The organism is Streptococcus sp. oral taxon 061 (genome assembly GCF_013394695.1).
Taxonomy (GTDB): domain Bacteria; phylum Bacillota; class Bacilli; order Lactobacillales; family Streptococcaceae; genus Streptococcus.
In genome coordinates this window covers 1,637,796-1,647,500 of the sequence record NZ_CP058258.1, presented here as the reverse complement: position 1 = coordinate 1,647,500, position 9,705 = coordinate 1,637,796, and the positions used below count along the sequence as shown (strand labels likewise).

Below are 9,705 nucleotides of genomic sequence, written 5' to 3'. Positions count from 1 at the left end.
GAATGCACATTGGTCTTGTTTAGTCTTGAGAGGTCTTGTGGGGCCTTAGCTCAGCTGGGAGAGCGCCTGCTTTGCACGCAGGAGGTCAGCGGTTCGATCCCGCTAGGCTCCATTGGTGAGAGATCACCAAGTAATGCACATTGAAAATTGAATATCTATATCAAATAGTAACAAGAAAATAAACCGAAAACGCTGTAGTATTAATAAGAGTTTATGACTGAAAGGTCAAAAAATAAGGTTAAGTTAATAAGGGCGCACGGTGGATGCCTTGGCACTAGGAGCCGAAGAAGGACGTGACAAACGACGATATGCCTTGGGTAGCTGTAAGTAAGCGATGATCCAGGGATTTCCGAATGGGGGAACCCAACAGGTACTACCTGTTACCCATATCTGTTAAGGATATGAGGAGGAAGACGCAGTGAACTGAAACATCTAAGTAGCTGCAGGAAGAGAAAGCAAAAGCGATTGCCTTAGTAGCGGCGAGCGAAACGGCAGGAGGGCAAACCGAAGAGTTTACTCTTCGGGGTTGTAGGACTGCAATGTGGACACAAAGATTATAGAAGAATGGTTTGGGAAAATCAGCCAAAGAGAGTGAGAGCCTCGTATTTTAAATAGTCTTTGTACCTAGCAGTATCCTGAGTACGGCGGGACACGTGAAATCCCGTCGGAATCTGGGAGGACCATCTCCCAACCCTAAATACTCCCTAGTGACCGATAGTGAACCAGTACCGTGAGGGAAAGGTGAAAAGCACCCCGGGAGGGGAGTGAAATAGAACCTGAAACCGTGTGCCTACAACAAGTTCGAGCCCGTTAATGGGTGAGAGCGTGCCTTTTGTAGAATGAACCGGCGAGTTACGATATGATGCGAGGTTAAGTTGAAGAGACGGAGCCGTAGGGAAACCGAGTCTGAATAGGGCGCTTTAGTATTATGTCGTAGACCCGAAACCATGTGACCTACCCATGAGCAGGTTGAAGGTGCGGTAAGACGCACTGGAGGACCGAACCAGGGCACGTTGAAAAGTGCTTGGATGACTTGTGGGTAGCGGAGAAATTCCAAACGAACTTGGAGATAGCTGGTTCTCTCCGAAATAGCTTTAGGGCTAGCGTCGACATCAAGATTCTTGGAGGTAGAGCACTGTTTGGGTGAGGGGTCCATCCCGGATTACCAATCTCAGATAAACTCCGAATGCCAATGAATTATGGTCGGCAGTCAGACTGCGAGTGCTAAGATCCGTAGTCGAAAGGGAAACAGCCCAGACCACCAGCTAAGGTCCCAAAATAATTGTTAAGTGGAAAAGGATGTGGGGTTGCACAGACAACTAGGATGTTAGCTTAGAAGCAGCTATTCATTCAAAGAGTGCGTAATAGCTCACTAGTCGAGTGACCCTGCGCCGAAAATGTACCGGGGCTAAAACAATTTACCGAAGCTGTGGATACCTTTATAGGTATGGTAGGAGAGCGTTCTATGTGTGGCGAAGGTGTACCGTGAGGAGCGCTGGAACGCATAGAAGTGAGAATGCCGGTATGAGTAGCGAAAGACAGGTGAGAATCCTGTCCACCGTAAGACTAAGGTTTCCAGGGGAAGGCTCGTCCGCCCTGGGTTAGTCGGGACCTAAGGAGAGACCGAAAGGTGTATCCGATGGACAACAGGTTGATATTCCTGTACTAGAGTATGTAGTGATGGAGGGACGCAGTAGGCTAACTAAAGCAGACGATTGGAAGTGTCTGTCTAAGCAGTGAGGTGTGAATTGAGTTAAATGCTTAATTCTATAACATTGAGCTGTGATGGGGAGCGAAGTTTAGTAGCGAAGTTAGTGACGTCACACTGCCAAGAAAAGCTTCTAGCGTTTAAACATACTCTACCCGTACCGCAAACCGACACAGGTAGTCGAGGCGAGTAGCCTCAGGTGAGCGAGAGAACTCTCGTTAAGGAACTCGGCAAAATGACCCCGTAACTTCGGGAGAAGGGGTGCTGACTTTAGGTCAGCCGCAGTGAATAGGCCCAAGCAACTGTTTATCAAAAACACAGCTCTCTGCTAAATCGTAAGATGATGTATAGGGGGTGACGCCTGCCCGGTGCTGGAAGGTTAAGAGGAGTGCTTAGAGGTAACTCGAAGGTATGAATTGAAGCCCCAGTAAACGGCGGCCGTAACTATAACGGTCCTAAGGTAGCGAAATTCCTTGTCGGGTAAGTTCCGACCCGCACGAAAGGCGTAATGATTTGGGCACTGTCTCAACGAGAGACTCGGTGAAATTTTAGTACCTGTGAAGATGCAGGTTACCCGCGACAGGACGGAAAGACCCCATGGAGCTTTACTGCAGTTTGATATTGAGTGTCTGTACCACATGTACAGGATAGGTAGGAGTCTATGAGATCGGGACGCCAGTTTCGAAGGAGACGTTGTTGGGATACTACCCTTGTGTTATGGCCACTCTAACCCGGATAGGTGATCCCTATCGGAGACAGTGTCTGACGGGCAGTTTGACTGGGGCGGTCGCCTCCTAAAAGGTAACGGAGGCGCCCAAAGGTTCCCTCAGAATGGTTGGAAATCATTCGCAGAGTGTAAAGGTATAAGGGAGCTTGACTGCGAGAGCTACAACTCGAGCAGGGACGAAAGTCGGGCTTAGTGATCCGGTGGTTCCGTATGGAAGGGCCATCGCTCAACGGATAAAAGCTACCCTGGGGATAACAGGCTTATCTCCCCCAAGAGTTCACATCGACGGGGAGGTTTGGCACCTCGATGTCGGCTCGTCGCATCCTGGGGCTGTAGTCGGTCCCAAGGGTTGGGCTGTTCGCCCATTAAAGCGGCACGCGAGCTGGGTTCAGAACGTCGTGAGACAGTTCGGTCCCTATCCGTCGCGGGCGTAGGAAATTTGAGAGGATCTGCTCCTAGTACGAGAGGACCAGAGTGGACTTACCGCTGGTGTACCAGTTGTCTTGCCAAAGGCATCGCTGGGTAGCTATGTAGGGAAGGGATAAACGCTGAAAGCATCTAAGTGTGAAACCCACCTCAAGATGAGATTTCCCATGATTTTATATCAGTAAGAGCCCTGAGAGATGATCAGGTAGATAGGTTAGAAGTGGAAGTGTGGCGACACATGTAGCGGACTAATACTAATAGCTCGAGGACTTATCCAAAGTAACTGAGAATACGAAGTGTGAAGGTTTTCTTGGAATTTGATAGATATTCAATTTTGAGTAGGTATTACTCAGAGTTAAGTGACGATAGCCTAGGAGATACACCTGTACCCATGCCGAACACAGAAGTTAAGCCCTAGAACGCCGGAAGTAGTTGGGGGTTGCCCCCTGTGAGATATGGAAGTCGCTTAGCTCGAGGGAGTTTAGCTCAGCTGGGAGAGCATCTGCCTTACAAGCAGAGGGTCAGCGGTTCGATCCCGTTAACTCCCATAGGTCCCGTAGTGTAGCGGTTATCACGTCGCCCTGTCACGGCGAAGATCGCGGGTTCGATTCCCGTCGGGACCGTAATAACGAAAGTTATTTGACTCGTTAGCTCAGTTGGTAGAGCAATTGACTTTTAATCAATGGGTCACTGGTTCGAGCCCAGTACGGGTCATATTTGCGGGTTTGGCGGAATTGGCAGACGCACCAGATTTAGGATCTGGCGCTTAACGGCGTGGGGGTTCAAGTCCCTTAACCCGCATAATAGAAATCAGCCGGCTTAGCTCAGTTGGTAGAGCATCTGATTTGTAATCAGAGGGTCGCGTGTTCAAGTCATGTAGCCGGCATTTTTTTTAATATAAACCAGAGTCGATGCGAACGTAGTTCAGTGGTAGAACACCACCTTGCCAAGGTGGGGGTCGCGGGTTCGAATCCCGTCGTTCGCTTAGAGAGGCCGGGGTGGCGGAACTGGCAGACGCACAGGACTTAAAATCCTGCGATTGGTAACGATCGTACCGGTTCGATTCCGGTCCTCGGCATATATTGAAGAGCACCCTTAGCTCAACTGGATAGAGTACCTGACTACGAATCAGGCGGTTAGAGGTTCGACTCCTCTAGGGTGCATTAAACATTTAACTCGGGAAGTAGCTCAGCTTGGTAGAGTACTTGGTTTGGGACCAAGGTGTCGCAGGTTCGAATCCTGTCTTCCCGATTGGTCAATACTTAAATTGAGGCAGTTGCCTTTTTTTTATTTTTATATTTGATTTTTATCATTATTATCTGTAAATTCACATTGCACTTTCTTAAATGTTTCGTTACCTTTTTATGTCAAAACTAATAAATAAGTAAAGAATTATCTTATCGATAGTTCTTTTTTTTAATTTTTGGTATTCTAGACATATGAAAAGAATCAATATTGATGTTGTGGTTGTCCCTTTAAGTGGTCATTTGTACCCAACAATGAATTTATTAGCACCTCTACTTAACAATCCTAAGTATAAGATTCGTTTGTTTACAGGTCCTCAAAAGAAAGCTGTTTGTCAAGCTGCTGGTTTTCATGTAGTTCCCATACTAGAAAATCACATTGAGGATTTTGAATGTGCTGCAAATAATGATCAGCAATTAGGAATTTTATCGGCCTATCATCAACTTTCTTCAAGTATTGATTTAATTAACTTAGTTTCAGATCAATTATTTGATGAGTGGAGCAAGGATCGGCCAGATATTGTCGTAGCTGATTTTATAACCTTGTCAGGTGGTTTAGTAGCTAATCAACTTGGAATTCCGTGGATATCAACTATGGCTACCCAGTTTGCGATTGAAACGACAGATGGTCCTCCTTGTTTCTTTGGTGGACTGGGAAGTTCCAAGAATGGTTGGCAAGTTTCGGTCCAATTCCTAGGTAGAAAAGCAACTCGTTTAGTGAAACGAATTGTATCTTTTCTGCTTCGGAATCGCTTAAAAAGATATAATTTTAAATTGTATAATCAACTCGGTCAAGAGACCATATATTCTCCATATTCAATTCTTGGTATTGGTATGAAAGAAGTGGAGTTAAAAAAAGGATTTCCAAAACATTACAAGTGGGTGGGGCCTTCAGGAGCTTCAGTAGAGGCTGGAAAGGACTATCCGTTAGATTTATCAACCTTTTCTAATCAAAAGAAAGTCTTAGTGACTTGTGGTACACAACTTGCTTGGGCAAAAGAAAATCTTATTTATCAAGCTACGCAACTTGCAAAAGCTCATCCTGATTGTCACTTTTTTGTGACTCGTGGTGTAGGTGGAGAGACCTTCCAATGTGAAAATCTCATGGAGAACCTTTCCGTAGTTTCTTATCTACCTTATAAGGAGTACATTCCCCAGATGGATTACGTGATTCATCACGGGGGAGCTGGGATTTTTTATCAATGTATCATTTATGGTAAACCAGCTTTGATATTACCTCATGATTATGATCAATTTGATTATGCCGTTCGTGGGGTTGAAGCCGGTGTTGCTTTCTCAGCTAAAAGAGATAATAGTAAGGCCATTGGACAAGCCTTTGAGGAGCTGTTAGCTAAAGAAAATTGGCCAGAATTAGAGACTTTGCGCCAAGCAGCACAGTCTTATCATCCGACGGAAATGTTAGAGAGAGAAATCCATCGTCTGCTAGAAGATAAGGAGAAGGAAAAATGAAAACAGTTTTAGTAACTGGAGCGACAGGTTTCCTGGGTAAATATGTTGTAGAAGAATTAGTCGTGCATGGCTATCAGGTTCGAGCTTTTGGTAGAAGCAGTAAGGTTGGTTGCTCTTTAGAGAATTCTTCGGTTAGTTTTTTTCAGGGTGATTTGACCAAAGCTGATGATGTGCTAGAGGCTTGCAAGGGGATGGATTTGGTCGTTCATGCGGGAGCTCTGTCAACAGTTTGGGGCCCTTGGGAAGATTTTTATCAGACTAATGTTTTAGGAACCAAATATGTTCTCGAGGCATGTCGCCAAAAAGGTATTCAACGTTTAGTCTATGTATCCTCACCAAGCATCTATGCTGCTCCTAAGGATCAGTTGGCTATCAAAGAAAGTGATGCTCCAGAGGAAAATAATCTCAATAACTATATCCGCAGTAAATTGGCTTCGGAGAAACTCTTTAAAGATTATCCAGATGTTCCGAGTATCATCTTGAGACCTCGTGGACTTTTTGGGATTGGAGATACCAGCATCTTGCCACGGGTGATTAAACTTAGTCAAAAAATTGGAATTCCTTTGATTGGAGATGGACGTCAGCTCATGGACATGACCTGTGTGGAAAATGTTGCTTTAGCAATTCGTTCAGCTTTGGAAGCTCCAGAAGCAAAAGGTGAGGTTTATAACATTACTAATGGTGAACCGAGGGCTTTTAGAGATTTGCTAGAGGAAAGTTTGACAGGTCTGGGTTATCCAATCAAATATAGAAAAATTCCAGCATCTCTCTTATCAAGAATTGCAAGTAGTTTAGAATTTATATACAAGACCTTAAACCTTAAAGGGGAGCCAGCTCTGACACGCTATACCTATTACCTGCTTCGCTATAGTCAAACGCTGGATATTAGCAAGGCCGAGAGGGAATTGGGGTATCATCCGAAAATTAGTATTTCAGAAGGGATTGAACAATATGTCCAAGATTATCGAAAGCATTGAGTATTTCCCAGCCGGATATTGTACGAGTTATGCCGGTTTGCTTTTTAAGGGTGTCAAGAATAGAAAGATGACTTTCCCTGCAGGAGTGTTCCTTATCAAGCACAGGGATAAAGGATATTTTCTCTATGATACTGGCTATCACTATGATATTAAGACGAAACTTCGTTATGCTTTTTACCGTTTGGGGACGCCAGTTCAAATGACGGAGAAAGATCAGATTTTGCACATGCTGAAATCTAAAGGGATCAAGCCAGAAGAAATTAACTATGTCTTGTTGTCTCATCTACATCCAGATCATTTGGGAGGGGCTAGCTTCTTTCCGAATGCAAACTTTATCCTGACCCAGGAAGTCTATGATGTTTACAAGAAACCAAAACTAAAAGATTTAATTTTTAAAGAATTTTTGCCGAGTGACTTTGAGGAAAGATTGACAGTCATCAAGGCAAATCAACAAAATGCTAACTTTAAGTATCGCCCTACCATCGATCTTTTTGGAGACGGAAGTATCCTTGTAGCTTCGATAAATGGGCATGCTAAGGGGCAAGCTTGTCTCTTTATTCCAGATTATGATCTCTTTATCGCAGCAGATCTTTGTTGGGGAATTGACCTTTTACCCTACACGAAACAGATGCATCTGATTCCTTCCTTGGTGCAAGATAGTAAGGATGACTATATCAAAGGAACGGAGCTCTTGGAAGAGGTTTTAAAGGATGGAATAGAAGTGCTAGTTAGCCATGACCCTGTAGAAAGGATTGAGCGGATTTTGTATGAAAAAAATAACCTTTCTTAAAACTTTTATCCAAACTCGCTGGCTTCATAACTTTAGATCTCGAGAAGAATTAGAAAACTATCAGAAAAAGCAACTGGCTGCCTATATGGATTTTCTCAAACGTGAATCACCTTATTTTAAAAATGGTGTACCTAACGACTTTGATCATATGGATAAGGCTTTTATGATGACGCATTTCAATGAGCTTAATACTCAAGGTGTGGATCGAGACGAGGCCTTGGATTTGGCTATCGAAAGTGAAAAGACCAGGAATTTTACAGAGCTCAAGGGAGAAATAGCTGTTGGTTTGTCTTCTGGAACATCTGGACACCGGGGACTTTTTATCACAACTGAAAAAGAGAGAAGTATGTGGGCAGCAGCTATCTTGGCAAAGATGTTGCCCAAGGGCCAACTTTTTGGACACCGCATAGCCTTTTTCCTCAGAGCGGATAATGAACTCTATCAGACCATCAATACGGCACTTATTCGTTTAGAGTACTTTGATATTTTCAAGAATACAGATGAGCACATAGAGCGTCTCAATAGTTATCAACCGACCATTGTAGTGGCACCTGCTTCTATGTTGATTGAATTGAGTAAGCGCCTAAAGATAGGAGAATTAAGGATTCGTCCACAAAAAATCGTTTCGGTGGCTGAAATCTTGGAAGATAGTGATAAAGAGCGAATTTTGAGCGCTTTTGAGTTGCCGATTATTGACCAAGTCTACCAGGCAACCGAAGGTTTCCTAGCTTGCACTTGCTCTGCTGGGAATCTTCATCTCAATGAAGATATCATATTTGTAGAAAAACACTACTTGGATGAACGACGTTTTTATCCAGTGATTACGGATTTTAAACGAAGCAGTCAGCCTGTTTATTGCTACCAGCTCAACGATATCTTGGTTGAGAATCCTGAACCTTGTCCATGTGGATCTCATTACACAAGGATTGACAAGGTCGAAGGGCGTTCTGACGACATCTTCTATTTTGATGGACAGGACGGAGGTCAGGTAACGATTTATCCTGACTTTATCAGACGTTGCATTCTCTTTGTGGAGAATGTTGGAGATTACCAAGTCAAACAACATTCTGATAAGCTAGTGGAAGTTTGTTTGAGTCGAAGAGATGAGCAAGTAGAAACAGCGATTACAGAGCAGTTTCTACTTTTGGCGCAACAAAAAGAGTTTAAAGAACCTGAAATACAATTTTCAGATTATCACTGGGATACAAGTCGTAAGCTCAAACGTATCCAACGTTTATGAAAGGACAAAAAATTATGACAGAAGTAAAAAGACATGTAGAAATTGCAGGTTATGGAGTCTGCCTTCCAAAAAATACGGTGCAATTTAAAGACCAGACCCGTCATCGTGTGGTTGAAAATGAAGAAACGCAACTAGATTTGGCAGAAGCAGCTATCCAAGCTGCTCTTGAAAATGCAAATTTGAGTATGAAAGACATTGATTGCCTGGTATCAGCTAGTGCGGTTGGTGTTCAGCCGATTCCTTGTACGGCAGCTTTGATTCATGAACGTGTGGCAAAAGGGCTCTCTATCCCGGCTATGGATATTAATACCACTTGTACAAGTTTTATCTCTGCTTTATCAACCATGTCACATTTGATTGAAGCTGGGGAATACCATCGTGTTTTGATTGTATCCAGTGAAGTTGGTAGCTTGGGCCTTAATCCAAAGCAAAAAGAAAGTTATGAACTCTTTGGTGATGGAGCTGCAGCCTTTATTTTCCAAGCAAGTGACAAGGATAAGGGAGTGATAGCAAGCCTTCAACGTACTTGGTCAGAGGGAGCCCACGATACTGAAATCCGTGGAGGTTTGACTTCATATCAACCAAAAGAGTACTCTGAAGAAACGAAGACCAATTTCATGTTTGATATGAAAGGGAAGAAAATCCTCTTGCTTTCTGCTCGTGTCATTCCAGAAATGTTCCAAGAATTCCAAGAGAAATCTGGTATTTCTAAAGATGCTGTAGACTATATTATTCCCCACCAAGCTAGTCGAGCATTACCACTTGTTATGGATAAATTAGGAGTTAACAAAGACAAGTATCTCAATATTGTCAGTGAGTATGGGAATATGGTTTCCGTTGCGGTACCTTTTGGCTTGGCCTATGCACTCGATCATGGCTATGTGAAGGAAGGAGATACTATCTTCTTAATGGGGACTGCAGCTGGTATGACGGTTAATATGTTGGCGTTGAAATTGTAAAACGAGAGCAGGCACATGTAAATTGCCTGCTTTTTAAATGATTTTATAGGTAGAAGTATCGGCCTAAACAGGAAAAAGCTTGCTAAGTTTTATGAAACTAAGTATACTAGAAGGTGACAAGCGTTTTCAGACGTTGAATTAGGGAGTAGACTTAGAAATTGAGA

Annotated in this window: 5 protein-coding genes, 10 tRNA genes and 2 rRNA genes; all 17 read left to right on the top strand. The window is 43.5% G+C overall.

All coding sequences use genetic code 11. The annotated features are described in order from the left end of the window. The first annotated feature begins 39 nt into the window (after positions 1 to 39). Positions 40 to 112: transfer RNA gene (locus HW271_RS08115), tRNA-Ala, on the top strand. Positions 113 to 236: 124 nt separating this feature from the next. Beyond that, positions 237 to 3,139: ribosomal RNA gene (locus tag HW271_RS08110) — 23S ribosomal RNA — on the top strand. Between the two features lie 77 nt (positions 3,140 to 3,216). Next, positions 3,217 to 3,332 (top strand): 5S ribosomal RNA (gene rrf, locus HW271_RS08105). A gap of 4 nt (positions 3,333 to 3,336) precedes the next feature. Further along, positions 3,337 to 3,409: transfer RNA gene (locus HW271_RS08100), tRNA-Val, on the top strand. A gap of 2 nt (positions 3,410 to 3,411) precedes the next feature. Beyond that, positions 3,412 to 3,484: transfer RNA gene (locus HW271_RS08095), tRNA-Asp, on the top strand. 18 nt (positions 3,485 to 3,502) lie between these two features. Further along, a tRNA-Lys gene (locus tag HW271_RS08090) sits at positions 3,503 to 3,575 on the top strand. A gap of 5 nt (positions 3,576 to 3,580) precedes the next feature. Then, a tRNA-Leu gene (locus tag HW271_RS08085) sits at positions 3,581 to 3,662 on the top strand. Between the two features lie 12 nt (positions 3,663 to 3,674). Further along, positions 3,675 to 3,747, top strand: a tRNA-Thr gene (locus HW271_RS08080). A gap of 27 nt (positions 3,748 to 3,774) precedes the next feature. Continuing rightward, positions 3,775 to 3,846: transfer RNA gene (locus HW271_RS08075), tRNA-Gly, on the top strand. 7 nt (positions 3,847 to 3,853) lie between these two features. After that, a tRNA-Leu gene (locus HW271_RS08070) sits at positions 3,854 to 3,939 on the top strand. A gap of 11 nt (positions 3,940 to 3,950) precedes the next feature. Further along, a tRNA-Arg gene (locus HW271_RS08065) sits at positions 3,951 to 4,024 on the top strand. A 14-nt stretch (positions 4,025 to 4,038) separates the two neighbouring features. Beyond that, positions 4,039 to 4,112, top strand: a tRNA-Pro gene (locus tag HW271_RS08060). A gap of 188 nt (positions 4,113 to 4,300) precedes the next feature. After that, positions 4,301 to 5,575, top strand: a complete 1,275-nt coding sequence (locus HW271_RS08055) for a glycosyltransferase (protein WP_178895558.1) — start codon at positions 4,301 to 4,303, stop codon at positions 5,573 to 5,575. After that, positions 5,572 to 6,552, top strand: a complete 981-nt coding sequence (locus HW271_RS08050; RefSeq protein WP_178895557.1) for an NAD(P)-dependent oxidoreductase — start codon at positions 5,572 to 5,574, stop codon at positions 6,550 to 6,552. The genes HW271_RS08055 and HW271_RS08050 overlap by 4 nt, the downstream gene beginning before the upstream one ends. Then, positions 6,527 to 7,342 carry an MBL fold metallo-hydrolase gene (locus tag HW271_RS08045; protein WP_178895556.1) on the top strand — a complete coding sequence of 272 codons (816 nt, stop codon included), beginning with the start codon at positions 6,527 to 6,529 and terminating at the stop codon, positions 7,340 to 7,342. The genes HW271_RS08050 and HW271_RS08045 overlap by 26 nt, the downstream gene beginning before the upstream one ends. Then, positions 7,320 to 8,582, top strand: coding sequence for a F390 synthetase-related protein (locus HW271_RS08040; RefSeq protein WP_049495448.1), 1,263 nt, complete (start codon positions 7,320 to 7,322; stop codon positions 8,580 to 8,582). The genes HW271_RS08045 and HW271_RS08040 overlap by 23 nt, the downstream gene beginning before the upstream one ends. Positions 8,583 to 8,596: 14 nt before the next feature. Next, entirely contained in the window at positions 8,597 to 9,541 is a 945-nt protein-coding gene (locus tag HW271_RS08035; RefSeq protein ID WP_178895555.1) for a 3-oxoacyl-[acyl-carrier-protein] synthase III C-terminal domain-containing protein, read from the top strand. Positions 9,542 to 9,705: the final 164 nt, after the last annotated feature.

Coding starts and splice junctions, on each gene's coding strand:
- HW271_RS08045 (WP_178895556.1), top strand. CDS start 6,527: ATGTCCAAGATTATCGAAAGCATTGAGTATTTCCCAGCCGGATATTGT.
- HW271_RS08040 (WP_049495448.1), top strand. CDS start 7,320: ATGAAAAAAATAACCTTTCTTAAAACTTTTATCCAAACTCGCTGGCTT.
- HW271_RS08055 (WP_178895558.1), top strand. CDS start 4,301: ATGAAAAGAATCAATATTGATGTTGTGGTTGTCCCTTTAAGTGGTCAT.
- HW271_RS08050 (WP_178895557.1), top strand. CDS start 5,572: ATGAAAACAGTTTTAGTAACTGGAGCGACAGGTTTCCTGGGTAAATAT.
- HW271_RS08035 (WP_178895555.1), top strand. CDS start 8,597: ATGACAGAAGTAAAAAGACATGTAGAAATTGCAGGTTATGGAGTCTGC.